The 26,050-nt window shown below is 69.6% G+C and carries 22 protein-coding genes, 1 pseudogene and 1 riboswitch; of the genes and pseudogenes, 16 read left to right on the top strand and 7 right to left on the bottom strand.

What is annotated here, in order from left to right:
- From ACWD4J_RS19065 to ACWD4J_RS19045, 5 genes are all read left to right on the top strand, one after another.
- The coding region (locus ACWD4J_RS19065; protein ID WP_451396533.1) for a flavodoxin-dependent (E)-4-hydroxy-3-methylbut-2-enyl-diphosphate synthase at positions 1-270 on the top strand (270 nt) is incomplete at its 5' end.
- A 157-nt stretch (positions 271-427) separates the two neighbouring features.
- Positions 428-2,329: a 1-deoxy-D-xylulose-5-phosphate synthase gene (gene dxs / locus ACWD4J_RS19060; protein ID WP_451396532.1), complete on the top strand. Its 1,902-nt coding sequence runs from the start codon at positions 428-430 to the stop codon at positions 2,327-2,329.
- Complete coding sequence (locus ACWD4J_RS19055; RefSeq protein WP_451396531.1) at positions 2,326-3,843, top strand: aspartate aminotransferase family protein; 1,518 nt, start codon at positions 2,326-2,328, stop codon at positions 3,841-3,843. The genes dxs and ACWD4J_RS19055 overlap by 4 nt, the downstream gene beginning before the upstream one ends.
- Before the next feature lie 76 nt (positions 3,844-3,919).
- Positions 3,920-4,555, top strand: a complete 636-nt coding sequence (locus ACWD4J_RS19050; RefSeq protein WP_451396530.1) for a helix-turn-helix domain-containing protein — start codon at positions 3,920-3,922, stop codon at positions 4,553-4,555.
- Complete coding sequence (locus tag ACWD4J_RS19045; protein WP_451396529.1) at positions 4,552-4,743, top strand: DUF6126 family protein; 192 nt, start codon at positions 4,552-4,554, stop codon at positions 4,741-4,743. Before ACWD4J_RS19050 ends, ACWD4J_RS19045 begins: the two co-directional genes overlap by 4 nt.
- A gap of 26 nt (positions 4,744-4,769) precedes the next feature.
- Here ACWD4J_RS19045 and ACWD4J_RS19040 read toward each other — a convergent pair whose 3' ends face one another.
- Positions 4,770-5,567, bottom strand: a complete 798-nt coding sequence (locus tag ACWD4J_RS19040) for a tyrosine-protein phosphatase (protein WP_451396528.1) — start codon at positions 5,565-5,567, stop codon at positions 4,770-4,772.
- Between the two features lie 270 nt (positions 5,568-5,837).
- Between ACWD4J_RS19040 and ACWD4J_RS19035 the strand changes: the two genes are divergently transcribed.
- From ACWD4J_RS19035 to ACWD4J_RS19025, 3 genes are all read left to right on the top strand, one after another.
- Positions 5,838-7,931 (top strand): alpha-galactosidase, encoded by a 2,094-nt coding sequence (locus ACWD4J_RS19035; protein WP_451396527.1) that lies wholly within the window; start codon positions 5,838-5,840, stop codon positions 7,929-7,931.
- Between the two features lie 285 nt (positions 7,932-8,216).
- Positions 8,217-8,394, top strand: a riboswitch (cyclic di-AMP (ydaO/yuaA leader).
- A 4-nt stretch (positions 8,395-8,398) separates the two neighbouring features.
- A complete protein-coding gene (locus ACWD4J_RS19030) occupies positions 8,399-9,247 on the top strand; it encodes a M23 family metallopeptidase (RefSeq protein WP_451396526.1) in 849 nt (282 codons plus the stop codon).
- A 219-nt stretch (positions 9,248-9,466) separates the two neighbouring features.
- Positions 9,467-10,255, top strand: coding sequence for an SGNH/GDSL hydrolase family protein (locus ACWD4J_RS19025; RefSeq protein ID WP_451396525.1), 789 nt, complete (start codon positions 9,467-9,469; stop codon positions 10,253-10,255).
- A gap of 64 nt (positions 10,256-10,319) precedes the next feature.
- Here the strand turns inward: ACWD4J_RS19025 and ACWD4J_RS19020 are convergent, their stop codons facing one another.
- From ACWD4J_RS19020 to ACWD4J_RS19000, 5 genes are all read right to left on the bottom strand, one after another.
- On the bottom strand, positions 10,320-10,934 hold the full coding sequence (locus ACWD4J_RS19020) for a TetR/AcrR family transcriptional regulator (protein ID WP_451396524.1): 615 nt from the start codon (positions 10,932-10,934) through the stop codon (positions 10,320-10,322).
- Between the two features lie 40 nt (positions 10,935-10,974).
- Entirely contained in the window at positions 10,975-12,153 is a 1,179-nt protein-coding gene (locus ACWD4J_RS19015; RefSeq protein ID WP_451396543.1) for a Glu/Leu/Phe/Val dehydrogenase dimerization domain-containing protein, read from the bottom strand.
- Between the two features lie 247 nt (positions 12,154-12,400).
- Positions 12,401-12,712: a carboxymuconolactone decarboxylase family protein gene (locus ACWD4J_RS19010; protein ID WP_451396523.1), complete on the bottom strand. Its 312-nt coding sequence runs from the start codon at positions 12,710-12,712 to the stop codon at positions 12,401-12,403.
- A gap of 19 nt (positions 12,713-12,731) precedes the next feature.
- The gene (locus ACWD4J_RS19005; RefSeq protein WP_451396522.1) at positions 12,732-14,423 is read right to left on the bottom strand and encodes a hypothetical protein; all 1,692 of its coding nucleotides are present in this window, start codon (positions 14,421-14,423) and stop codon (positions 12,732-12,734) included.
- Between the two features lie 28 nt (positions 14,424-14,451).
- The gene (locus tag ACWD4J_RS19000; protein WP_451396521.1) at positions 14,452-14,769 is read right to left on the bottom strand and encodes a hypothetical protein; all 318 of its coding nucleotides are present in this window, start codon (positions 14,767-14,769) and stop codon (positions 14,452-14,454) included.
- 975 nt (positions 14,770-15,744) lie between these two features.
- On the opposite strand from ACWD4J_RS19000, the gene ACWD4J_RS18995 reads away from it, so the two are divergent.
- Together ACWD4J_RS18995 and ACWD4J_RS18990 are read left to right on the top strand one after the other, a co-directional pair.
- Positions 15,745-16,938, top strand: coding sequence for an MBL fold metallo-hydrolase (locus tag ACWD4J_RS18995; protein WP_451396520.1), 1,194 nt, complete (start codon positions 15,745-15,747; stop codon positions 16,936-16,938).
- A 637-nt stretch (positions 16,939-17,575) separates the two neighbouring features.
- Positions 17,576-17,733, top strand: a pseudogene (locus tag ACWD4J_RS18990) (IS701 family transposase); the annotation flags it as partial.
- Positions 17,734-17,833: 100 nt separating this feature from the next.
- On the opposite strand, the gene ACWD4J_RS18985 reads toward ACWD4J_RS18990, so the two are convergent.
- On the bottom strand, positions 17,834-18,343 hold the full coding sequence (locus ACWD4J_RS18985; RefSeq protein ID WP_451396542.1) for a MarR family winged helix-turn-helix transcriptional regulator: 510 nt from the start codon (positions 18,341-18,343) through the stop codon (positions 17,834-17,836).
- Positions 18,344-18,442: 99 nt separating this feature from the next.
- On the opposite strand from ACWD4J_RS18985, the gene ACWD4J_RS18980 reads away from it, so the two are divergent.
- The 6 genes from ACWD4J_RS18980 (at position 18,443) to ACWD4J_RS18955 (ending at position 25,943) form a co-directional block, all read left to right on the top strand.
- On the top strand, positions 18,443-19,921 hold the full coding sequence (locus ACWD4J_RS18980; protein ID WP_451396519.1) for an MFS transporter: 1,479 nt from the start codon (positions 18,443-18,445) through the stop codon (positions 19,919-19,921).
- A 21-nt stretch (positions 19,922-19,942) separates the two neighbouring features.
- Positions 19,943-21,370, top strand: a complete 1,428-nt coding sequence (locus ACWD4J_RS18975) for a cytochrome ubiquinol oxidase subunit I (RefSeq protein ID WP_451396518.1) — start codon at positions 19,943-19,945, stop codon at positions 21,368-21,370.
- Positions 21,367-22,401, top strand: a complete 1,035-nt coding sequence (locus tag ACWD4J_RS18970) for a cytochrome d ubiquinol oxidase subunit II (RefSeq protein ID WP_451396517.1) — start codon at positions 21,367-21,369, stop codon at positions 22,399-22,401. The genes ACWD4J_RS18975 and ACWD4J_RS18970 overlap by 4 nt, the downstream gene beginning before the upstream one ends.
- On the top strand, positions 22,398-22,655 hold the full coding sequence (locus ACWD4J_RS18965; RefSeq protein ID WP_451396516.1) for a hypothetical protein: 258 nt from the start codon (positions 22,398-22,400) through the stop codon (positions 22,653-22,655). Before ACWD4J_RS18970 ends, ACWD4J_RS18965 begins: the two co-directional genes overlap by 4 nt.
- 100 nt (positions 22,656-22,755) lie before the next feature.
- Complete coding sequence (locus tag ACWD4J_RS18960) at positions 22,756-24,357, top strand: ABC transporter ATP-binding protein/permease (RefSeq protein ID WP_451396515.1); 1,602 nt, start codon at positions 22,756-22,758, stop codon at positions 24,355-24,357.
- On the top strand, positions 24,354-25,943 hold the full coding sequence (locus ACWD4J_RS18955) for an ATP-binding cassette domain-containing protein (protein WP_451396514.1): 1,590 nt from the start codon (positions 24,354-24,356) through the stop codon (positions 25,941-25,943). Before ACWD4J_RS18960 ends, ACWD4J_RS18955 begins: the two co-directional genes overlap by 4 nt.
- Positions 25,944-26,050 lie beyond the last annotated feature (107 nt).

Here is a 26,050-nt window from a genome sequence, read left to right as displayed (position 1 = left end):
ATGGAGGTTCCCCTGCGGGTGGCCGTCATGGGCTGCGTCGTCAACGGCCCCGGCGAGGCCCGCGAGGCGGACCTGGGTGTCGCCTCCGGCAACGGCAAGGGGCAGATCTTCGTGAAGGGCGAGGTCATCAAGACGGTGCCCGAGTCGAAGATCGTGGAGACCCTCATCGAGGAGGCCATGAAGCTCGCCGAGCAGATGGAGAAGGACGGTGTCGCATCCGGCGCCCCGACGGTCACCACGCCGGAAGCGTCCGGTGTCGCCGTGAGCTGAGCAACGTGCCAGTGAGTGAGCCGAAGGGGCGCGCCTGTGTCGAGACGACGAGCGCGCGGAGGTCCGACGAAGGAGGGCTGAGCACGGTCGCCTTCTCGACACAGGCTTTGCCGCCCCGGAGGCGAACCGAGCTCCAAAAGAAAGGGGAGGCCTGAGAGTGACGATTCTGGAAGGGATCCGGGGGCCGCGTGATCTGAAGGCGCTGTCCGAGGACGAACTCGACGTACTGGCCGAGGAGATCCGCGAGTTCCTGGTGCATGCGGTCGCCCGGACCGGCGGTCACCTCGGGCCCAACCTCGGGGTGGTGGAGCTCACCATCGCCCTGCACAGGGTCTTCGAGTCCCCCGTCGACCGCATCCTGTGGGACACCGGCCACCAGAGTTACGTACACAAGTTGGTGACAGGGCGTCAGGATTTCTCGAAGCTGCGCGGAAAGGGAGGCCTGTCCGGCTATCCGTCGCGTGAGGAGTCCGAGCACGACGTCATCGAGAACAGCCATGCCTCCACCGCCCTCGGCTGGGCGGACGGCCTTGCCAAGGCACGCCAGGTGCTGGGGGAGCAGGGCCATGTCGTCGCCGTCATCGGGGACGGCGCGCTCACCGGCGGCATGGCGTGGGAGGCGCTCAACAACATCGCCGCCGCCAAGGACCGGCCGCTCATCATCGTCGTCAACGACAACGAGCGCTCCTACGCACCGACGATAGGAGGCCTCGCCAACCACCTGGCGACGCTGCGCACGACCGACGGCTACGAGAAGGTGCTGGCCTGGGGCAAGGACGTGCTGCAGCGCACCCCCGTCATCGGGCAGCCGCTGTACGAGTCGCTGCACGGCGCCAAGAAGGGCTTCAAGGACGCCTTCGCCCCGCAGGGGATGTTCGAGGACCTGGGGCTGAAGTACCTGGGGCCGATCGACGGGCACGACACCCGGGCCGTCGAGTCGGCGTTGCGCCGTGCGAAGCGCTTCCACGGGCCGGTGCTCGTGCACTGCCTCACCGAGAAGGGGCGCGGCTACGAGCCGGCGCTCGCGGACGAGGCCGACCGCTTCCACACCGTCGGCGTCATGGACCCGCTGACCTGCGAACCGCTCACACCCTCCAACGGGCCTTCCTGGACAGAGGTGTTCGGCGACGAGATCGCCCGTATCGGAGCCGAGCGTGACGACGTCGTGGCGATCACGGCCGCCATGCTGCATCCGGTGGGTCTGACCAAGTTCGCCGAGCGGTTCCCCGACCGGGTGTGGGACGTCGGCATCGCCGAGCAGCACGCCGCGGTGTCCGCCGCCGGCCTTGCGACGGGCGGGGTGCATCCCGTGGTGGCCGTCTACGCCACCTTCCTCAACCGTGCCTTCGACCAGCTGCTGATGGATGTCGCCCTGCACAGGTGCGGCGTGACGTTCGTTCTGGACCGGGCGGGTGTGACCGGCGTCGACGGGGCGTCGCACAACGGGATGTGGGACATGTCGATCCTGCAGGTCGTGCCGGGGCTCAGGATCGCCGCGCCGCGGGACGCCGACCAGTTGCGGGCGCAGCTGCGCGAGGCGGTCGCCGTCGACGACGCACCGACGCTGATCCGCTTCCCCAAGGAGTCGGTGGGACCCGCGATTCCGGCGGTGGACCGGATGGGCGGCCTCGACGTGTTGCACCGGACGGCGTCGGCGCGGGGCCCCATGGACGACGCGCAGGTGCTGTTCGTCGCCGTCGGCGTGATGGCGCCGGTGTGCCTGCAGGCCGCCGAGCTGCTCGAGGCGCGGGGCATCCGGTGCACCGTCGTCGACCCGCGCTGGGTCAAGCCCGTCGACCCTGCACTGCCGCTGCTGGCAGCCGCGCACGACCTGGTTGCGGTCGTCGAGGACAACAGCCGGGCGGCCGGCGTCGGTGCGGCGGTCGCGCTGGCGCTCGGGGATGCCGAAGTCGACGTGCCCGTGCGGCGGTTCGGCATCCCGGAGCAGTTCCTGGCGCACGCCAAGCGCGGTGAGGTACTGGCCGACATCGGGCTCACGCCCGTCGAGATCGCCGGACGGATCGGTGCCGCCCTGGCAGCCAAGGAGAAACCGGAATGACCACCTCCGAACCCAAGGAGTTCGAGGAAGGCGCGCAGAGCCCCTTGGAACAGCAGAACTCTTTGGAGCAGCCGGGCCCCTTGGCACAGGGGACGCGCAAGGCTCGCCGTGACGGCGCGCAGCCGGGCGGGCGCACGGAGTTCGACCTGGGCAGGCTCCTCGCGGAGCGCGGTGCCGAGCGCTACGAGCTGCATTCCAGATACCTCAACCACCAGTTGCCGCGCATGCTGCACACCATCGGCTTCGACAAGGTCTACGAACGGGCCGAGGGCGCGTACTTCTGGGACGAGGAAGGCAACGGCTACCTGGACATGCTCGCGGGGTTCGGCGTCATGGGCCTCGGCCGGCACCACCCCGTCGTACGCAAGGCGCTGCACGACGTGCTCGACGCCTCGCTCGCCGATCTGACCCGCTTCGACTGCCAGCCGCTGCCGGGACTGCTCGCCGAGAAGCTGCTCGCCCACAGCCCGCACCTGGACCGGGTGTTCTTCGGCAACAGCGGCACGGAGGCCGTCGAGACGGCGCTGAAGTTCGCCCGCTACGCGACGGGGAAGCCGCGCGTCCTGTACTGCGAGCACGCCTTCCACGGGCTGACCACCGGCTCGCTGTCCGTGAACGGGGAGTCGGGTTTCCGGGACGGATTCGCCCCGCTGCTGCCCGACACGGCCGTCCCGCTCGGCGACCTCGACGTACTGGCGAAGGAGCTGAAGAAGGGCGATGTCGCCGCGCTGATCGTCGAGCCGATCCAGGGCAAGGGCGTGCACGAGGCGCCGCCCGGCTATCTGCGGGCCGCCCAGGACCTGCTGCACCGGCACAAGGCGCTGCTCATCGCCGACGAGGTGCAGACCGGCCTCGGTCGCACCGGCGACTTCTACGCGTACCAGCACGAGGAAGGCGTCGAACCGGACCTGGTGTGCGTGGCGAAGGCGCTCTCGGGAGGCTATGTCCCGGTCGGCGCCACGATCGGCACGGACTGGATCTTCAAGAAGGTCTACTCGTCGATCGACCGCGTGCTGGTCCACTCGGCGAGCTTCGGCTCCAACGCACAGGCCATGGCGGCCGGGCTCGCGGTGCTCTCCGTCATGGAGGACGAGCAGATCGTCGCGAACGCCCGCGCGACCGGTGAGCTGCTGAAGAGCCGCCTGGCGGCGCTCGTCGACCGCTACGAGCTGCTGGGCGACGTGCGGGGCCGCGGGCTCATGATCGGCATCGAGTTCGGCAGGCCCCGGTCCCTGAAGCTGCGCAGCCGCTGGACGATGCTGCAGGCCGCCCGGAAGGGGCTCTTCGCGCAGATGGTGGTGGTGCCGCTGCTGCAGAGGCACCGCATCCTCACCCAGGTCTCCGGCGACCACCTCGAAGTGATCAAGCTGATCCCGCCGCTCGTCGTGGGAGAGCGGGACGTCGACCGGTTCGTGGATGCCTTCACCGCCGTCATGGACGACGCGCACAGCGGGAGCGGGCTCATGTGGGACTTCGGGAAGACGCTGGTGAAGCAGGCGGTGGCCAACCGATAGCAGGTCCCGCTGGAAGTTTTTGCCTCTCGGGCAAGGAATTTGCCCGAGAGGCATGACGTCTGGCTGAATCGAGGGCATGAGCCCTTCCGAGCCGCAGCGGCCGGCGCTGGACGATGACCTGCCCGCCGTCGCGCCCCACCTGCGCGAGCTGCGGCGACGTGCCTCGCTGACCCTGGAGGCCGCCGCCCGCGCGGCAGGGCTCTCGCCCGCCCACCTCTCACGCCTCGAGACCGGGCGCCGCCAGCCGTCGCTGCCGATGCTGCTCGCACTCGCGCGTGTCTACAGTACGACGGTCTCCGAACTGCTCGGCGAGACGGTGGCCGACCGCGACGCCGTACTCCGCGGCGCGGACACGGAGCCCACCGAGGCGGGCGGCTGGACCTACCGGCAGGCGGGCTCATCAGGACGCGCCATGCAGGCCCTGCGGGTCCACGTGGCGCCCGGGACGCAGGGCGACATCGTGCGCGTGCACCCCGGCGAGGAGTGGCTCTACGTGCTCGAGGGGCGGCTGAGGCTGCGGCTCGGGGATGCCTCGCACACCCTCGGCCCCGGTGACAGCGCGCACTTCGACTCGCTGACCCCGCACCGGCTCACGGCCGACGGCCGCGAAGGGGCCGAACTGCTCTTCGTACACACCTTGCTGCAGAGCCCCGCCGCCGCGCTGTGCCTCGGCCCGGCGGCCGGCCACCGGACCATGGGAGACCCGCGATGACCGAACCGACGATGCCGGAACCGACGACGCCCCGACCGGCGGCGTCCGAGTCGGTCGCGTCCCGCCGCTCGATCGAGGATCGGTTCCCGCGCGCTCTGTGGGTGCGACTCATCGTCTACATCGCTGTGGGGCATCTGCTGGCGGCGTTCATATTCCTGCTCTTCGAGCTCGGTGCGAAGAGCCAGTAGCAGCGCCGTCCGAGCCCACCGGCTCGCTAGTCGAGCAGTCGCGCGCGGAGCCTCTCGCGTACGTCCGGGGTCAGCCGCAGGCCCTCGGTGAAGTAGGTCTCGGCGCTGCCCCAGGTCTCCTCGATCGTGTCGAATGCCGCGTGGAGGTACTCCGCGCGGGCGTCGAAGAGCGGGCTCAGCAGCTCCAGGATCTCAGGCGACATGCCGTCGGGGGAGGTGTCGGTCCGGCGCACCTTGTAGCGGCGGTGCGCGGCGTTCGACTGGAGGTAGTCCGTCTCGATGGCGTCGCGCTCGACGCCGACCGCGAGCAGTGTGATCGCGATCGACAGGCCCGCACGGTCCTTGCCCGCGGCGCAGTGCATCAGCGCGGGCACGCTGTCGTCCGCCAGGGCGTGCAGTACACGGCTGTGCTCGGCGGTGCGCCGCGTGATGAGGGTGCGGTAGGAGGCGATCATCCGGTCCGCGCCCTTGCTGTCGGCGAGGATGGTGCGCAGTTGGTCCACGCTGCCGTCCCGGACCATCCTCCAGAACTCGGCTCCGTCGGCCGGGTCGTTCAGCGGGATGTTCACGTTGCGTACGCCGGGCAGCTCCACGTCGCGGCCCTCGAGCCGCTGGTCCGCGGCGTTGCGGAAGTCGAAGATCGTGTGCAGCCCCAGCGAGGCGAGGAACGCCGCGTCCGAATCGGTCGCGTGCGCCAGGTGCCCGCTCCGGAACAGCTGCCCCCACCGGGTCCGGCGGCCGTCCACCGTCGGCAGACCCCCGACGTCACGGAAGTTGCGCACACCGGCGAGTTCAGGTTCTGTCGACGGGACCTGCTGCGTCACGTGGGCTCCTCCCAGTCCGCCACCGGCGCTGCTTGCCGGAGGGCGCTCTGTCGACCATACGACACGGGTGGCAGGGCCAATCATCTGCTGTCGCCGTGATTTTCGGGCCTTCCGTGACACCGTTCGGCCCTCACATACAGCTGTATGTGGTGTCTTGCCCGGCGGCATCAACGCCCGGCCTGCCCGGTATGAGGTCATTGCCGAGAGTACGGTCCACCCACGATGATGTTGGCACCTGAGTGTGCTTGAGCGAATGTGTGGGGGCTTGTGATGATCGAGATCGGTGGAGACGGCCGGACGTGGCTTCTCTCCGGGCCCGGCAGCAGCTATGCACTGCGACTGACGGACCGCGACGAGCTGCTGCACCTGCACTGGGGGCCGCGGATCACCCTCGCCGACGCCGAGGCGCTCGCCGCCGAACCTCCCGCCCCGTACCGGCCCTTCGAGTCCCCGCTCGACGGACATGAGGAGTACCCGGTCGAGGGCGGCCCCCGCTTCGCGCGCCCCGCGCTGTCCGTGCGTACCGACGAGGTGCGCGGCACGGAGTGGCGGTACCGGAACGCGGCCGCTGACGACGACGAGCTGCAGCTGCACTTCTTCGACGAGGTGCACCACCTCCAGCTGACCCTCCGCTACCGCATGCGCGGGGACGTCGTCGAGCGTGACGCCATCCTGATCCACCAGGGCCCGGCCGACGCCCCGGCCCTGGAGGTGCTGCGCGCCGACTCCGCGACCTGGACGCTGCCGGTGCGCGACCGCTGGCGGCTGTCACAGCTGCACGGCCGGTGGGCGGCCGAGTCCCAGCTCGTACGGTCCGAGCTGACCTACGGCGAGAAGGTCATCGGCAGCCGGCGCGGTCACACCGGGCACCAGCACCTGCCGTGGGTGGCGCTCGACGCGGACGGCGCGGCGACCGAGGAGTCCGGCGAGGTCTACGGCTGCGCCCTCGCATGGTCGGGCTCCTGGCGGATCGCCGTGCAGCAGCTGCCGGACGGCATCGTGCAGATCACCGGTGGGACGGGGTACGACGACTCGGGGCAGGCGCTCCTCGAGCCCGGTGAGACGCTCGTCACGCCCGTCTTCGCGGGGCTCTGGAGCGACGGAGGATTCGGCGGGGCGAGCCGTGCATGGCACGCATATCAGCGCGAATACGTCATTCCAGACGCCGACCAGGACAGGCCCGTGCTCTACAACTCCTGGGAGGCCACCAACTTCGGCATCTCCGAGGACCAGCAGCGGGCGCTCGCCCAGCGCGCCGCCGACATGGGCGTCGAACTGTTCGTCGTCGACGACGGCTGGTTCGGCACACGGACCAGCGACCGGGCCGGGCTCGGCGACTGGACGCCCAACCCGGACCGCTTCCCGCACGGGCTGAAGCCGCTCGCCGACGACGTGCACGCGCTGGGTATGCAGTTCGGCATCTGGGTCGAGCCGGAGATGGTCAACCCGGACAGCGATCTGTACCGCGCCCACCCCGACTGGGTGCAGCACTTCCCCGGCCGTACGCGGACGGAGTTCCGCAACCAGCTGGTCCTCAACCTCGCGCGCGAGGACGTCCAGCAGTACCTGTGGGAGCAGCTGGACACCCTGCTCGGCAGCGCCCCCATCGACTACGTGAAGTGGGACTTCAACCGCTGCTTCACGGATGCCGGATGGCCGGGCGAGCGGTACCCGCAGAGGCTCTGGAACGATCATGTGCACGCGCTGTACGAACTGCTGGACCGGCTCCGCGCCGCCCACCCGGGGGTGGCCTTCGAGTCCTGCTCGGGCGGCGGAGGCCGGATCGACCTCGGCATCATGGCGCGCACCGACCAGGTGTGGACCTCGGACAACACCGACCCGCTGGACCGGCTGGCCATCCAGCACGGCTTCAGCCAGGTGCACCCGGCACGGGTCATGGCCGCCTGGGTCACCGACAGCCCGAACGTGCAGCTCAACGACCGGGTGAGCTCGCTGCGCTTCCGCTTCGTCAGTTCGATGGCCGGGGTGCTCGGGGTCGGCGGCGACCTCACCGAGTGGAGCGACGAGGAGCTCGCCGAGGCCCGCCGGTGGGTGGATCTCTACAAGGAGATCCGGCCCGTCGTGCAGCGCGGCGACCTCTACCGGCTGCGGCCGCCGGAGGGCGGCCTGAGCGCCGTGCAGTACGTCCGCGGGGACGAGAGCGTCGTACTGGCGTGGCTGCAGGCCCAGCGCTACGGCGAGGCGCCGCCGGCGGTCAGGCTGCGCGGGCTGGACCCCGCCGCGTCGTACGAATGCCTCGAGACCGGCACAGTGCACCGAGGCGCGGTGCTGCTGCACCACGGGCTGCGCACCGGGCTGCACGGCGACCTCGATGCGGCATTTTTCCGTCTTCGTCGCATCTGACCGATTTGTGAATTATTAGCGATTAAGAGCAACTTACCCTGAAATAAGGCGGCATGACTGTCATGCCGTGAGCAGGATCATATTGGTGACGGTGGGTGGCGATCTCCCTTTCATGACTTCCTCGGAGATTTCTGGGTGTTGGCCGGAATGTGGAGATCGTTAATCCACGGAGGGTGACCGGAATCCGCGGAGAAGGATCAAGAACCGGCGTCCCACCGTCAACTCCTCGCTTGTTTCGGCCATTCCGGCTCGCTTACGGTCGCGGTCGATCCGGGCGGACGCCGAATCCTGCCATTGCCCGGAATCCCCACTCACACACGTGCATGGCAGGAGCGGGGGACCCCACAGGCAGTACGCCGGTTCCGGGTCTCCGGACCGGCTCGGGGTGAAGTCGCGCCACAACGCGGCCGGACATCTCCAGTCCGAACCCGACAGCTCACCTCGCAGGCGCCGGAGAGGAATTCGCCATGCCCGCGACCGGTAAGCACCGCAGTGCCAAGTCCCTGCGCTTCACCCGCTCCATAGCCGCCTTCGGCACCGGCAGTGCCGTACTCGTGCTGCCGCTCGTCGGCGCCACCGGTGCGTTCGCCGCCCCCGCGCAGTCCGCCGCCGTCCAGTCCGTTTCCGGAAAGGCCGTCACCGCCGCCCAGTCGGCCGCGACGAAGACGTACACGGTGAAGCAGGGCGACTGCCTCACCAGCATCGCCAAGGAGCAGAAGGTCGCGGGCGGCTGGAAGAAGCTGTACCAGGACAACCGCACGGTCATCGGCGCCGATCCTGCGAAGCTCCGCGCGGGCATCAAGCTCGTCATCGCCGGGACGGCCTCCGGCGACTCGGCGTCCGCTGCCGCCAAGGCGGCCACCACGGCCACGAACACGGCGGCCGCGACCACCGCGGCCGCGACCACCTCCGCCTTCACCGCGCCGATCCCCGGTACGACCATCGGCACCCCCTACCACCAGGCGGGCAGCATGTGGTCCAGCGGCTACCACACCGGTGTGGACTTCGTCGCCTCGACCGGCACGAGCGTCAAGGCCGTCGGCGCCGGCACCGTCGTCTCCGCGGGCTGGGGCGGCGCGTACGGCAACCAGGTCGTCATCAAGCTCAACGACGGCATGTACGCGCAGTACGCCCACCTGTCCGCCTTCTCCGTCTCGGCCGGCCAGACCGTGACGGCGGGCCAGCAGATCGGCCTCTCCGGCGCCACCGGCAATGTGACCGGCCCGCACCTGCACTTCGAGATCCGCACCACGCCCGACTACGGCTCCGACGTCGACCCGCTGGCCTACCTGCGCCAGCACGGCGTCTCGATCTGACGCGGTTTCGGTTCCACCAGGCCCGGTGGGGCCGCACCCTGAGGCGGTGCGGCCCCACCGGGCCCACGTCGTCCTGCGAGGTCGTCCTGCCTGCGAGCCGTGCAACGGCCTCCCCCTATTCCCGGCTTGGACCAATCTTGACGAGTGGCATTTCTCACCAGCCGTCAACCCCTTCCTACGGTGGCGTAGGTCACTTAGGGAGGTGAAAGATATGGCGACGTGGCAGAGTCGAGAACCCTTACCAGTGACGTGATCAGGTCCTACGCGGCGGTCGGCGACAGCTTCACCGAAGGTGTCGGAGACCCCGGGCCTGGCGGAGGCTTCGTCGGCTGGGCCGACCGGCTGGCCGTCCTCCTCGACGACCGGGTCCCTGAGCACACCTTCCGCTACGCCAACCTGGCCGTACGCGGCAAACTCCTCGACCAGATCGTCGCGGACCAGATACCGCGGGCCAGGGAACTCGCGCCCGACCTGGTGACGTTCTGCGCCGGCGGCAACGACATCATCCGGCCCGGCAACGACCCCGACGACGTCGCGGAGCGCTTCGAGCGTGCCGTCGCCGACCTCACATCGGCCGCGGGCACCGTCCTGATCGCCACGGGCTTCGACACCCGCGGCGTGCCCGTGCTGAAGCACCTGCGCGGCAAGATCGCCACGTACAACCTGCACCTGCGGTCCATCGCCGACCGGTACAACTGCCCTGTCCTCGACCTGTGGTCCCTCAAGACCATCCAGGACCGCAGGGCATGGGACCCCGACCGGCTGCACCTGTCGCCCGAGGGCCACACGCGCGTCGCCCTGCGCGCCGCACAGGTGCTCGGACTCGAGGTGCCCGCCGACCCGGACCAGCCGTGGCCCCCGGAACCGCCGCGCGGCTCCCTGGAGGTCCGCCGCGACACGATCCACTGGGCCCGCGAGTACCTCGTGCCGTGGATCGGACGGCGGCTGCGGGGGGAGTCCTCCGGCGACCACGTGGAGGCGAAGAGGCCGGATCTGCTGCCTCTGTAGGGCCTCTGGGGGCTTCGGGGGGCCTCTGGGGCTCCGTCCGGGACCGGGCCCCCGGCCCGCCGGTTCACCGGGCCGTCAGCGCGTCCGGCTTGAGGCCCAGTTCACGGGCGAGTGCCTCGTCGACCCACTCGGACATGCGTGCACGGTACAGGGCGCCGTCGTAGGTCGTCATCTGGACCGCGAGGCCGTCCAGCAGCGCGGTCAGGCGCAGCGCCGCGGCGCTGGGATCCGGGCAGCGGAACTCACCGGCCGCCGCGCCCTCCGCGATCACCTCGGCGAGCGCCGCCTTCCACTGCTGGTCGAGACCGCGGGTGACCTCGCGCAGCGCCGGATCGCGCAGGGCCGCCGCCCAGCCCTCGATCCATAGCCGCCAACCCTTGGCCTGCCCGGTCGGCGCATACCAGCGGACGGCGGCACGCAGGCGCCGTACCGCCGTCGTGCGCCTGCCGAGCAGCTTGCGCAGATGCGCGAGATCGCCCTCGGCGGCGTGCGCGAACGCGGCGGCGACCAGCTGTTCCTTGGTCGAGAAGTGATAGAGCACCAGGGCGTTGCTGACCCCGAGCGCGGAGGCCACATCAGCGATGCGCACGGCCGCGACGCCGCGCGCCTCGATCTGCTCGACGGCGGCCCGCAACAGCTCTTCGCGGCGCTCGGCCACACCCATCCGCACCCGTGTCATCTGCACACCCTGGCCACTCCGCATGCCCAAACCGGAACGGTCACCTGTACCAACCGAACTGTTCCGCGATCACCGGCAGTCGGTCCGACACGATGGCGTGCGCGGCCGCCCGCGGCGTCGAACCGTCGGCCTCCGCGCGCGTGAGCATCTGATCGACCAGGGCACGCATGGAACGGCGGGTGTGGGCGAAGGCCTCGTCCGCGTCCGCGCCGATGTCGCCGAACAGCGTCCACCACCACCAGGCGTTCGTACCGGAGTTGACGACGACGTCCGGCAGGACGGTGATCCCGCGCGCAGTCAGCAGCGTCTCCGCCTCCGGCACCACCGGCATGTTCGCCGCCTCGACGACCCAGCGGGCCGTGATCCGCCGCTGGTTCCCGGCATCGATCGCATACGACACCGCCGCGGGTACGAGGACGTCCGCGTCGACGGACAGCCAGGCGTCGCCCGGCAGTTCCCGGTCGTCGTCGCGCAGGGCGGCGCGATCCACCGTGCCGTACGCGTCCCTGGCCGCGAGCAGCGCCTCGACGTCGAGCCCGGCCGGGTTGGCGATCGTGCCCTTGACGTCGGCGACGGCGACGACCGTGAGTCCCGCGCGAGCGAGGAAGCGAGCCGTCGCGCCGCCCATGGTGCCCAGGCCCTGCACGCTGACGCGGGTGCCCGCATGCGGAACACCCGCCCGGTCCAGCGCGGCCAGCACCGACTCCGCGACCCCGCACCCTCCGACGAGCTCGTCGAGCCCGATGCCGTCCACCTCGACCGCGAACGCGTCGGCGAGCCGCTGCCGGGCCGCCGTCTCGTCGTCGAGCAGCGGGTAGACGGCCTGGATGGAGGAGACGAGGCCCGCCTCCGCGGCGGCCCGGTCGACCAGGTCCTGGGTGAGGCCGAGATCCTCCCCGGTGGTCCAGGAGTCCTCGATGTACGGGCGCATGGCGCGCAGGTAGCGCACCAGGACGCCATACGCCTCCGGGTCCTGTGGATCGCAGTCGATGCCGCCCTTGGCACCGCCCAGGGGGATGTAGCGGCCCGCGGGGTTGTAGTGCAGGGCCTCCTTCATCGTCATTCCGCGCGCGAGACCGGTGACCTCGTCGAGCGTGCAGCCCGCGCGCATGCGCAGCCCGCCGCTGGAGACACCGCGCACCAGCCGGTCCACGACGAGGAACCCCCGGCGGCCGGTGACGTGATCGGTCCAGGTCAGCGACATCAGCGGGGGTTTCATGGCGGTGCGCTCCGCGACGGGTGGCGAGGCGGGGGGTTCGGCGGGTGTGCCGGGCATGGGTCTCCAGGGCTCTCGGGTCTCGGTCTGCGTTCCGACCTGCGTACGAATCTGCGTACCGACGCGATCTCTGCATCATTACTGAATCGCTGGTCAGTATCGAGATGTGTCCAGATCCCTGTCAAAGCGTGCCTTCAGCGCCGGCACACCCGGCGCTGAAGGACCCCGACCGGCCAGGCACCGCGACTGATCAGGCACCCGACGCCGCTACCGCACCCCGTGTCGCCGGCCCGTCCCGGAGATCGCACGAGTCCTTGAATCCCTGGCTGGTCAGCCCCAGCGCCGAATTCATGCGCGAACGCAGGTTCTCCACCGCGACCATCGCCGTCAGCTCGACGAAGGCCGCGTCGCCGAGACGCCCGCGCAGCGGGTCGGCCAGGTCGTCCTCGACGGCAGGCGGAGTCGCCGTCATCGCCTCCGCGTACGCGAGGACGTCGCGCTCCAGCGGTGTGTACGCCTCGCTGTCGCGCCAGACCGGGACGTCGCGCAGCTTGCTCGCCATGCTCCTTCCAGTACCGTTCCTAGCGTGATTGGCCAGTGTTGGCCGAATCAGCGCAAACCGAATCGGTGATTCGGTGACCCCACGAACGGTCTTCGGGGTCGGGGAACAGCACGAGCTGTTGTCCACTTGGGCACAGGCGAGTCTTACCGCCCCGGTTGGGCGCGCTCACTGTCCTGGGTGGGCTCGTGGTCCCGCGTGGCCTGGGAATGGATATGGTCTGGCCGGTAGCTCTCCCCGCGTTCATCCTCTGGTGAGCGGGGGTCACACCTGGCCGACGCCGAATCCCGTGTCCCAGGCCACGCCTGCCGATAGCCACAGCCGCCGAGTGGTGGCGTGTGACCGTGGTCTTCTTGTGCTGCTGGAGCGGGGCCTTCCAGTACCGCTCGCCCCAGATGCTTGTATAGGCCGGATCGACTGCGATGACGACGAGTCCGGCGTGGAATGCCATGCCGCGCAGTCGCTCTCGGAATCGTGCGGTGGGGATACCAGCCACGGTACGGCGGAACCGCTTGCCGCGCTGGCCTCGGCCCATCGTCTCGCGGCCCATCGAGCGGGCGTCGTCGAAGCCCAGGTTCTCCACCACGATCCCGGCGCAGTTGTGCTCCTTGGCGATGCGGATCAGTTCGGTGATCGCGGTGCGGAGCCTTCCGTCCCGTGTCGAGGCGGGGCCGGACATCTCCAGGGGCACGGTGATGGGGTCGCCGATCGGGTTGCCGTGCGGGTCGAGCACCCAGGCGGCCAGGTGATGGGCGTTCAGGTCGATACCGATGGTGCGCTCACCAAAGGCCCTAATCTCCTCCGGCGTCGGCAGCACGGCCTTGTCTGCCGACCAGGACGCATCCAGGTACCAGCGGCCCCGGCCCGGCTCGAAGATGATGTCGTAGCGTACGGACCGGTTCACGGTCACACGGTCCAGCCACTCCTCACGGCGGTGGGAGAAGCCGACAGTGCAGGCGAGGCGGTACCGGCCCCGAGGCTGGTTCGCGAGGTGACGCAGCGGCTCGGGCAGTAGGATCGTCATTTGGTCGTCGCTTGGGTCGACGCTGAAGGTGTAGTTCCCAAACGGCGCCCCGGACTCCCCGTCGGCGGTGAGGAACAGCCGCTCGGCATCCCACCGCTCGCGCCACTCGGCCTCTGTCAGGCCCGCGTCGGTGAGGCTGTGCCGCACCTTCGCCAGCCGTCGGCCGCCGACCACAATCGACGGTCGACCGTCCTGGATACGCTGCTCGACGACTGCGAGGCGGGCTGTGAGGACCTGCAACCGGCGCTGCTTGTGGAACCGCTCCGCCTGGTCCTTGTAGCCGCGAACCTTGCCCTTCTTCCCGCCGCACTCCACCGTGAGGCGCTTGATGATCGTGCGGATCGCTCGACGCAGACTGGATGCCTCGTCGTACAAGCACCGCAAGCTGAGCTGGTACTGGTCCTCTGAGGCACGCGTCATCGCCCCCGCCATCCGCGAGGACGACACCTTCGTCAGCTCACGCTTGCGCTCGATGCGCTGATTGTCCTTGACCCGCACCTTGCCGATCTCGACACGACGAGCGAGGTCGGCCCGCTGATGGTGACCGAGGTGCCGGCCAACCAGCCTCAGCACCTCAGCATCAACGTCAGTAACGTGCAGCCGGTCACGTATCCGGGCACCCGAGGGTGCAGCGACGGTGAAAGGGTCGGCAAGGACGCGCAGCCGCTTACCACGCTTCTTCCGTGCCACTCGCTGCCCCCCTCTCAACTCGACACAATCACCCTATCGTTGACCAAGTCAGGTCCTGCAAATCCGGTTGACAAACAGTGGACTTGATGAACCGTGTGAGCGCCCGTGCTGTCGCCGAACGCTGTCCGTACAACCGGCTCGAGAACGAGGTGACCACCGCGAGCATGTCCTTGACCAGCTCCGACTCCTGCGAAGCGTCCAGATCCTCATCCACCCCGGCCACCTCCAACGTCACCCCGAACGCAGGCAGCACCACATCCCGTAGACCCCGGCCCCGAACCGGGCCAGGGCGCTCCTCATCCTCCACCGGCAGCACCGACACCTCCGGCCGCTGGCACAGCGTCAACGCCCTCCGCAGCCCTCGCCGCTGGTCCGACAGCCTCGAAGCGACATCGAAGAATTTCCCGACCACCGGCCGCCCCCGACCGCCTTGCGCAACCGGGCCATCTGCCGGTCAAGGTCACCCTCGGCACGCTGCCGCTGAGACGACACCCGCCCGTACAGCACGACACCCTGAACGTCCGGCACCCTTCCGGCTTCCGCACGCAGGGCCTCCAACTCCACCACGGAGAAGATGCGCTTCCCGCCCGGCGACCTCCGGTCAGCCAGCACACCAGAAGCCGTGTACCTGCGCAGCGTCCGCGTCGACACCCAGAATCCGGGCAGCCCGCGTCGCCGACACCATCCCTTGATCCATCCCGGAAAGTTACCCCGAAATGACCCAGCATGATTAATTAATCAAGAAGCAACTTCCACCCGAAGTCCATGCACCACGAGCAGCCGATCGACGCGGCCGCGGCCATCTCCGCGAGCGCCTTGAGATCCGGGTTGAGCTTGTTGCACTTCGCCACGGACTGCTTGAAGCGGAGGTCGCCCCACAGTACGCGCGGATGGTGGGCGAGCGCCTTCGCAGGGTCCAGGACCTTGCCGTATGTGCGCTTCGACTACCACTGAACGATGCGGAAGAGCAGGGTTCGGGGCGGGTCGAGCGTGATGCGGGCCATGGGGCCACATTCCGTCCTGATGCATACGGTGTGCTGTCACCGGTACGACGGACCGGGGCGCCGCGGATGTGACATGCGGCCTGACTTTTCCGAGTGCCACAGCCCGAGTACCTCGCCCGTCGAGGAAGAGGCATCCCGGGAGCCGATTGCTGCGTCCTTACGGGGGCGCCGGAGGACGCGCGTCACCCGGAGCCCCGGAGATCCCTGGAGGCCCCGGAGGAGAGTGGACGGCCGCGGACATCGCGCCGTCACCTCGCCGACCCGGGTCTGTCAGAGGGGCCCCACATAATGGATGACCTACGACCACTGGAGGTGCCGTGACCGGTTCTCGTTCTCTGAGCTCGGGGCTGCGCTCGCTGCGGCCCGTCGCATTCGGCGCGGAGCCGGAGGGTGAGCGGCTGGCGCGGATCCACAGATCGCCGAACTTCGCCAACGGTTCGTTCCAGAACCCGGTGGGCGCCCGGACCCGCCCCTCCTCCGGCTCCACGTTCGAGCTCGCTAAGGCGTACTTCCGCAAGGAGGAGCGCGCCAGGCGCGCCCCCGCCGGACCGGTGCCGGTGCACGCCACGACCCTCGCCGACCTGGCCAAACCCCCGGCGAGCGGCTTGCGGCTCACCTGGATGGGGCATTCGAGCGTGCTCGCCGAGATCGACGGCCGCCGCGTGCTGTTCGACCCGGTCTGGGGCACGCGGTGCTCCCCGTTCGACTTCGCGGGCCCCAAGCGGCTGCACCCCGTGCCCGTGCCCCTGGCCGAGCTGGGGCCGGTCGACGTGATCGTCATCTCGCACGACCACTACGACCACCTCGACCTGCCCTCGATCAAGGAGCTGGCCGGCACCGACACCGTGTTCGCCGTGCCGCTCGGAGTCGGCGCCCACCTGGAGCGCTGGGGCATAGGGGCAGACCGGCTCCGCGAGCTCGACTGGAACGAGTCCACCGAGGTGTCCGGCCTCTCCCTGACCGCCACCCCCGCGCGCCACTTCTGCGGCCGCGGCCTGCGCAACCAGCAGCACACGCTCTGGGCGTCATGGGCCGTGGCAGGCGACGAACACCGCATCTACCACAGCGGCGACACCGGGTACTTCCCCGGCTTCCAGGACATCGGTGCTGAGCACGGTCCCTTCGACGCAACGATGATCCAGATCGGGGCTTACAGCGAGTTCTGGCCGGACATTCACATGACCCCGCCGCAGGGGGTTCAAGCGCACCTTGACCTGCAAGGAAGTAAGCCACACGGTGTGCTGCTGCCGATCCACTGGGGCACCTTCAATCTGGCCTTCCACCCCTGGGCGGAGCCGGGGGAGTGGACGAAGGACGCTGCTGAGGAGGTCGGGCAGGCGGTTGCGCTCCCCCGTCCCGGCGAGCCCTTCGAGCCCGGGGGAACCCTCCCTGCCGATCCGTGGTGGCGAGCTGTGTCCGTACCCATCGCACATCCCTGGCGCCGTCCTGACGGGCCGCAGATCACCCCGGAGGCCACTCGGGCTGATGTCGACTTCGCCGGCGAGCGGTGACGCCGGCGATGGACGATCTCACTGAGTTTGTGCGGATGCTGGGCGACAGGTCGCGGCAGGAGCGGGAGCGCATGTTGAGGGCTGTCGACGGGCCGCCTCGCACAGGGGCCAGGCGATGCCGCAGCAATTCAGGCTCTTATCTGTTTCGTAGCAACTCCTAGTTGTTTGCACACCGGTCACACCAGTCGCCGGGCGGTGGACATGGTCAACGTGGACCAGCCCGGTGGCCAGCCGCTTGCCGCTGCGACGACGGTGCGGGCGGGCGCGTCAGGAGCGATGCCGCCACGGCGAGGGCGGCGGCTGCGAGGGTGGCCTAGGCGAGAACGGAGCCGCCCGGGACGTACCTGGCCAGCAGGTAGCCGGGAAGGGGGGCTGGCCGCGGGCGAGCGGACGCAGCCCTCGCCGAGCGGGAAGAGCACCACGTGCAGCGAAGCTCACCTCGCCTGGGCCCTCATTACCCTCGTGACCAGGCGCCTGAGCAAGCAGGCTCGCCCGGGCCGGTCTTGATCGGCCCGGGCGACCTGGCTAGTCGACTTCTCGAGCTCGAAGCGCCATGTTGCCAGGGGCTTCGCGGGGTCCGGGACCGGGTCACCGTACCGGCCGTCCGGGTCCACGACCGCCCAGCCGAACGGCTGAAGATGACGGTGCGACTGCCCCGCGCGACGGCGGGGTTATCGTGATCGACAACTCCGGGGACCGCAAGGACGGCCACGCGACCGAGGCCGTGTGCCGCCAATGGCAGTGTGGACCGACGGGCGGGTGTACTACCGCTGCTGCACGCCCCTACACCCTGAAGTGCCTTGGCGGCGTCGCACTCAATCCCGCACGGGCGGGCACGCCGACCGGGCGTGAGGGAACGGGATGCCGGCACGGTTGCGACGCGGATGCCAGAAGGTCAGGATTTCGGCGCAGGACGAGTTGCGCGGGTCCGTGGCCGTGTCCTGGCCAGTCCGGTTTCCACTGCGGCGAGCAGGCTGAGGGCCGCGTCGAGGTGTGTGGCGTCGTGGTCGGCGGCTGCTGAGACGGCCGTGGCCCATTCCCGGCGGACGAGGGCGTAGTTGGTGCGTCCGCGTTCGGTCGTGTGGACGGTCACCCCGCGGCCGTCGCCCGGGTCGGCGCGTCGCTCGATGAGGCCCTTCTGCTCCAGGCCGCGCAGGACGGTGGAGAGGTTGGTGCGCTGCAGCCCGGTCGCGGTGGCGATGCGGTTGGGTGGGGCGGCGTGGTCCTGCTGCAGGTAGCGCATCACCATGCCCTCGGACGGTGACAGGGGGATGGCCCGCTCGTCGGTGTAGCCGCGGAACTGGATCTCTCGGCTGACGATCAGCACGAGGTCGGCCAGTTCGGCCCACCGCTGCTCGTCGTTCTGCGCGGTCGCCGGGCCTGTTGGGTGCGCTTGGTCCTCCATCACCACTCCAGGGTACGGGGGTTGCCGGGAAGTAGTTATAGGGACATACTCCTTATGGCTTCATAGTTATGAGGTCATAACATCAGTCTTGGAGCTGTCATGACGACAACCACTTCCTCCCGGCACGCCGGGGCGACCACGCTCTCGCCTCATGCCACGGCCCGTGCGGGCGGGCTGCACCCGGTCGGGGTGTTCATCCTGCTGGCGGGCGCGTTCCTGCCGATCATGGACTTCTTCATCACCAACGTGGCCTTGCCCAGCATCGACGCCTCGCTGAACGCCTCGGCGTCATCGCTGGAGCTGGTGATCGCCGGGTACGGCGTCGCGTACGCGACCCTGCTGGTCCTCGGCGGCCGGCTGGGTGACCGCTACGGCCGCCACCGCATCTTCCTCGGCGCGCTCGTGGGCTTCGTACTGGCTTCGCTGGCCTGCGGTGTCGCCCCGACCGTGAGCGTGCTGATCGCGGCCCGCATCGTCCAGGGCGCCACCGCCGCCCTGCTCATCCCGCAGGTGCTGGCCACCTTCCACCACGTTCTCGAAGGGGAACGCAAGGCCCGCGCCGTCGCCCTGTACGGGGCGACCTCCGGTATCGCCGCCGTGGTCGGGCAGTTGGTGGGAGGCCTGCTGGTCAGCGCCGACATCGCCGGCACCTCCTGGCGGCCGATCTTCCTGGTCAACGTGCCCATCGGCGTGGTGGTGCTGATTGTGGCGGCGCGGGTCGTGCCCGACACCCGCTCGCACCACCCGGTCGGCATCGACCTGCCCGGGACCGTGCTGTTCGCCGCCACCCTGACCGCCCTGCTGGTGCCGCTGACCGAGGGCCACTCTCTGGGCTGGCCGTGGTGGATCTGGCTGCTGCTCGCCGTCGCGGTCCTCCTCGGCGCCGCCACGTACGTCGTGGAGAAGCGCGCCGAAAAGCGCGGTGAGGTCCCGCTGCTGCCGCCGTCCGTGCTGCGTCTGCCGTCGATGTCCCGCGGCCTGGCGATGGTGTTCGCCTTCAGCATCGGCTTCGGCGCGTTCATGTTCGTCTTCGCCCTCACCGTCCAGAACGGCCTGCACGCCGACCCCCTGCACGGCGGCCTGGCGATCCTGCCCATGGCGCTGCTGTTCTTCGCCGGTTCCATGGTCGCGCCCCGCCTCATCAGCCGATTCGGCCGGGCCGCGCTGTCCGCCGGCGCGGTCGTCCAACTCACCGGACTTGTCTCACTGGTGACGGTCCTGGTCGTGAAGTGGCCGCACGTCAGTCTCTGGGCGATGACTGTGCCGCTCGCCCTGGTCGGAGCCGGACAGTCGATGCTGTTCGCCGGCCTGTTCCGCAGCGTGCTCGCCGACGTCCCCACCCATCTCGGCGGCATCGGCAGCGGTGTGTTGATCACTCTGCAGCAGAGCGGTCTCGCCCTCGGTGTGGCCACGCTCGGCACTCTCTACCTGGCCTTGGCACCGCACGACATCGCCCATGCCTTCGCCGACGTCGAGTACGTGCAGATGGGCATCGTCGCCCTGCTCGCGGTCAGTGTCGCCGCCCTGCCGCGCTTCACCAGGGCCGCGGCAGCCGACGCCCAGGTCATCGAAGCCTGAACCCTCGAAAAGGGAGCAGTGATGAGTCTTCTGGACTTGTCGCGATGGCAGTTCGCCATCACGGTCATGTTCCACATGACCTTCCCGGCGATCACCGTCGGACTGTCGATCTTCCTGTCCGTCGTCTACGGCATGTACTGGCGTACCGGCAGGCCGGTCTACCTGCAGATGTTCCGGTTCTGGCGGCGCATCTTCGCCGTCGGCTTCGCGATCGGCGTGGTAGCCGGAGCCGTCATCACCTTCCAGATGGGACTGAACTGGGGCGTGTACGGGGCCAGGACCGGCCCCATCATCGGCCCGATCATCGGCATGGAGGTGGTGACCGCCTTCTTCGTCGAGGCAGGATTCATCGGCGTCCTCATCTACGGAGAGGGGCGGGTCCGCAAGGGCACCATGTTCCTGTCCACCGTCATGGTGGCGCTGGGCACCGTCCTGTCCTCCACATGGATCATCGCGGCGAACTCGTGGATGCAGACGCCGGCCGGCTACAGGATCGTAAACGGTCGGTTCGAGCCCACGGACTGGGTGCGCGTGATCTTCAACCCGTCCTTCGTCTGGCGCTGGCCGCACATGGTGGCAGCCGTACTCATCTCGGCCGGCTTCTTCGTCGCGGGGATTTCGGCCTGGTACCTGGTGAAGGGGCGAGCCAAGGGCTTCGCTCGCCGCTCGATGTCGATCGCCCTCGGCGTCGCCGCGCTGCTGATGCCGGCTCAGCTCTACCTCGGTGACGGCGTCGCCGGACACGAACTGTCGTACCAAACCCCCAAGTTGGAGGCGATCGAAGGCAACTGGCACGACGGAAACACTGGGTTCGTCCTGTTCGCCATCCCCGACCAGCAGGCCGCGCGTGACCTCGCCGAGGTGAACATCCCCTGCCTCGGCAGCGCGATCGCCAAGGACCTGAGCTGCCACACCGCGATGCCCGGTCTGAAGCTCACCCCGGCCGCCGACCGGCCGGACATGGCAGCTACCTTCTGGGGCTTTCGCGTCATGTTCCTTGCGGCCGTGCTGATGTTCGGCACGGTGTTCGCCGCCACCGTCCTGCGCATCCGCAACCGCCTCTGGACCGCCCGGCGGTTCCACAAGTTCGTCCTCTGGACGACGCCGGCGGGCATCCTGGCCATCCTCGGGGGCTGGGTCACCGCCGAGGCGGGACGGCAACCGTGGATCGTGTTCGGGCAGCTGCGCACGTCCGACGCGGTGTCCCGACTGGCGCCCGGCGAAGTCCTGTTCTCGGTGATCGGCTTCTCGGTGCTCTACCTGATCATGCTGGTTGCGTACATCGCCTACATCGTCCGCACCATGCGCACCGGCCCGGAACGCGACGACCCCCGACACGATCCTCCACCGGAGGACCTGCCGGACACCGGAGGGAGCCGGCGCGCCGAAGACCCCGGACCGCGGGAGCTTCCCGAACCGCTCGGCTCACGGGAGGTGGCGACCCGATGACCACCACCCTCTGGTCGGCCACTGTGCTCGCCTGTCTCCTGATGTACGTGGTGCTGGACGGCTACGACCTCGGCGTCGGCGTGGCCACCCTCTTCGAGCGCGACCCCGCACACCGGCGGCACATGCTGGAATCGGTCGCGCTGGGCTGGGACGGCAACGAGACCTGGCTCATCCTGCTCGGCGTCGCGCTCTGGGCAGGTTTCCCCCTGGCCTTCGGCACGATCCTGCCGCACGCCTACCTGCCGATGACCGTGGTGCTCTTCTCCCTCATCGTGCGCGGCGTCAGCGTCGAAATGGCCTCACAGGCGCCGCCGGCCCCTCGCTGGACCACTGCCTTCGGCGTGGCGTCGCTGCTGGCCTCGTTCGGGCAGGGCTTCGCCCTGGGCACGCTGACGTCAGCGGTGCGTCTGCGGGGTGACGTCTTCACCGGGTCGGCCTTCGGGGCCCTCGACTGGTTCTGCGTGCTTTCGGGGCTCACCGTCACGGCCGCGTACACCGCTCTCGGCTACGCCTACACCAAGCACAAGTCGTCCGGACGCCTGCGTGAGTCGGCGGCCCGACGGGGTGTGGTTGCCACGGCGGTCGCGGGAGGGCTGCTGGTCGTGCTCTTCTTCGCCCTCAACGCCACCGACGCACCATTGAAACTCGACAGTCCGGCACGGGCCTTCGCGTTCGTGGGGCTGTTGCTCTTCGCCGCCGGAGGAGCCGCCACCTCGCTCGTCACGTTCCCCCGGAAGCAGCAGTCCCCAGCGGCGGACGTCGTGCCTCTCGGCGGGCTCGTGGTCGCGACGGTGTCCGTGTTCCTGGCACTGGGCGTGGCCCGTTACCCGGTGCTCGTGCCGCCGGCCCTCACGGTCGACAGCGCGGTCAGCCCCCACTCCACCATGGTCTTCATCCTCGTCGGCATCGGACTGAACATGCCGCTGGTGCTGGCCTACAACGTGTTCGCCCACCGGGCCTTCCCCGGAAAGCTCGATGCCGGGCCCCACACCGAGGAACCTCCGGCTCTTGTCACAGGAGCACGCTCATGACCACCCGAAGCCCCTGCCATGTCGCCGGTCATACGTCGTCTCTGCCCACGCCAGTCCGTCTCGTGCTGCGTCTGCTTGCCGCGGTCGCCTGGACAGTGCTGGGCCTGCTCGCCTATTTCGTCTGCCAGGGGATGTTCGGTGGCTACCGGCAGATCCACTCGGAGCTGCTGACCACCCTGGGCATGATCGCCATCGCGCTGACAGGCGGCATCACCTGGATCGTCGACGAACGGCGCCCTCATGACGACGAATGAGACGAAGGAGCCGGGTGCCGGACCCCGGCAGCAAGACTCATGGCTCACCGTGTGCGCCGCACCGGGACGGCATTGGTTTGACCTGTCGGGTGCCCTTCTGATGCTTGAAACGCTGTTCACGATCACCCGCTGGGGCGCTCTCGCATGGATGGCCCAGGGGGCGCTGAACCGCGAAGCGACCCAACAGAGCCGAGCCCTGGCGGCCTTCGCCGTCGCGGGCGCGCTGGCGGTGGGCGCCGGCTGGGCGGCGGGCACCTTCGGCGAGTGGGGTGCGCGTGCCGTGGCCACCGGGGTGCGGCGGCAGTTGACAGGCGCCCTACTGCCCGCCACCGGACGACGGATCAGCTACACCGGGCCGGCCGAGGCCGCGTGGGCGATGGTCGATCTGGCCGACGACGTCGCCGACTACCACGCACAGGCCGGACCGCTGCGCCGGTCTGCGCTGCTGTCCATGCTCGCGGTCCTCGCGGTTACGGCAGCGGTGCACTGGCCGGCCGCGATCGTGCTCGTCCTGACCACCGCGCTGCTGCCCCTGAACATGCGTCTGGCAGGGCTGTTCGCGCAGCATGGCGCAGACCGGCAGCTGGCCGCGACCCGGCACCTGAACGCCGTCGTCCTCGACAGCTTCCGCGGAATGCGGACACTGCGCGAGCTCGGCGCGGTCGACCGGCGCGGTCGGACCCTGGCCACGGCCGCCGAGCGGCTGAACAGGGCGACGATGAGCGTGCTGCGCCGCGCCTTCGTGTCCGGGACGGTCATGGACGTCGTCATCACGTTCTCCATCGCGGTGAACGCCACCTACATCGGCTTGTCGCTGCTCGGCTACGTGCATGTGCCACATGCCCCGAGGCTCACTTTGTTCACCGGTCTGCTGGTGCTGCTCGTATGTCCGATGTACTTCGCCCCGATGCGCGCCAGGGCCTCCGTCTTCCACCAGAGGGAACGCGCCGCGACCGCGGCCGCCGCCATTCACGCCATCGTGCAGGACACCCCCGCCGAGGCATCCCGGGTGCCCCGTCCACGGCTGACGGAGCCAATGGGTGTGTCCTTGACGGCAGTCCGGTTCCGCTACGGCGGCGCCCGCCACGACACCATCAGCGCCGACGCCGACTTCGTCCCCGGCGCCTGGACCGCGATCACCGGTGCCTCCGGTTCCGGCAAGAGCACGCTGCTCTCATTGATCGCCGGGATGCGCCTGCCGTCGGCCGGACAGGTCCGGTGGGGGACCCCATCCGTGTGGCAGGTGCCGGCACTCGGCGACTGCGCCTGGGTCGGACAGCAGACAGTGCTGCTCGACGCGACCGTCCGCGACAACATCCGCCTCGGCCGTCCGGACGCCACCGAGCAGCAGATCCAGCAGGCAGTCGACGCCGCCGGGCTGAGCGCCGTGATCGAACGCCTCCCTGAGGGGCTGGACACCCGGCTCGGCGAGGGTGGTTGGGGCGTGTCGACCGGCGAAGCCCGTCGGATCGCCATCGCCCGCGCGTTTCTGCGCGGAGCCCGGCTCTGGCTGCTCGACGAGCCGACCGCACACCTCGACGAAGACAGCGAACGCGATGTCGTCGAGGCCCTGCGGCGAGCCACCGACGGCTGCACCGTCATCATCGCCACCCACTCCTTCCCCTTGGCCGCCGCTGCCGACACCGTGCTCGCGATCGACGACGGCCTCCTGCACGACGCGAGGCCGGTGAACGCACGATGAGCGACAGCCGTCACTCGAACGTCCGCCGTGACCGACGGGCGCGATCCCTTGCGGCCGCCGGACTGACGCTCGCCGTCGTCGCCGAACTGTCCTCCGCCGGACTGCTCGGCCTGTCGGGCTGGTTCATCAGCGCCTGCGCAGTCGCCGGCGCGGCCACCTACAGCTCCTTCTCCTACATCGCCCCCAGCGGCGGTGTACGCGCCTTCGCCCTGACCCGTATCGCCGGCAACTACAGCAAGCGTCTGGTGCTGCACGCGGCGGCCCTGCGGAAGGTCGCCACCGCCCGGGCCGGTCTCTTCGACCGTGCCGCGGCCACTGACCGGGCGCAGTTGGACCGCCTGTGGTCGGGTGAACTGCTCGATCGCAGCATGGCCGACGCCGAAAGCGCCGGGATGGCACTGATCGAGTCCACAGCACCCGTGGCAGTCACCGCCGGGATGACGGTCGGCGCCGTCCTCTCCGTGGCGCTGGCCACGTCCATCACACCGGCAGCTGTGCTCGCGGCCGGTGTGGTGATCATGGCGGTGATCGCCCACCGTGCGCCCGGCACCGCCGACGAGGCCGAGCAGAGCACTCGCAAGGCGCTGCGCGCTGAACTCGTCACCGCTGTCGACGCGTGGCCGGAGATGGCATCGCTCGGCGCCGCCGAGGAGCTTGCAGCCCGTACGACGACGAAGTTCACGCGACTCGACTCCGCGCGGGAAGCGGCCGGTCGGCGCAGGCTCCGGACCACACTGGTCATCGGTCTGGTCGGCGTGGCCACGGCGGCCACGACCGTCCCCGGCATCGGCAGCGCACCGGACCCCGCCACGTTCGTGTTCGTCACCCTGCTGAGCCTCGGCGTGCCGGCCCAGGCCGAGCAGTTGGCGAACGCCGCCGCAGCCCGGATCACCGCGACGGGTGCACACCGCAGGCTCGCGGCAAGCGCGCCGCAGGACACTGCAAATGCCCCCACCGTTACGGCGATACGGTCATGGTCCACCGATCAGGGCATCGGCTTCGCCGACTACCTCCTTCCTCCGATGCCCCTCCGGCCGGGCCGCGTGCTCGGCGCCACCGTCTCCCGCGGCACGATGCTCGTCGTCACCGGCCGCTCCGGCAGCGGCAAGAGCACCCTGCTCCGCACCCTCGCCTCGTCGCTCCGGCAATCGACCGACGGCCACGATGGCCGTCCGCCCGTCGTGGCCGTCGCCGCCGACGACTACCTCTTCGCCGGCACTCTCGGATCCAACTGGCGCCTCGCCGACCCCACCCTGACCGATGACGAGATCGACGAACGCCTCGCTGAACTGCGGCTGAACGACAGCGGGCTGACCGCCACAACCCGCGTCGGCCCCGGCGGGAGGCAGCTCTCGGGCGGTGAGCTCCGCCGGGTCTACCTGGGCCGGGCTCTCGCCCTTCACCCCCACGTACTGATCGTCGACGAACCGACCACGGGCCTGGACGACAGGACTGCCCAGCACGTACTCGGCATCCTGGCGGGCCGGCGCGACACCACCGTCGTCATCGCCCTGCACGACGTACCGCCGCGTCTCGCGCCTGCCGGAGACGTGTCCGAGCTGCCGCTCGACCCATGGGCACCGTAAGCGTCTCGGCGTGAACGTCCGACCGCGAAGACGCGCGGACGAGTCGTCGCCAACACTTCCCTCAATGACGGCTGAGATCCGGCAGTCACCGCATCCTGCAGGAGGCA

This window comes from Streptomyces sp. NPDC002577 (genome assembly GCF_053594815.1).
The sequence above is the reverse complement of the archived record's forward strand: the minus strand, read 5'-3'. Positions and strand labels throughout refer to the sequence as shown.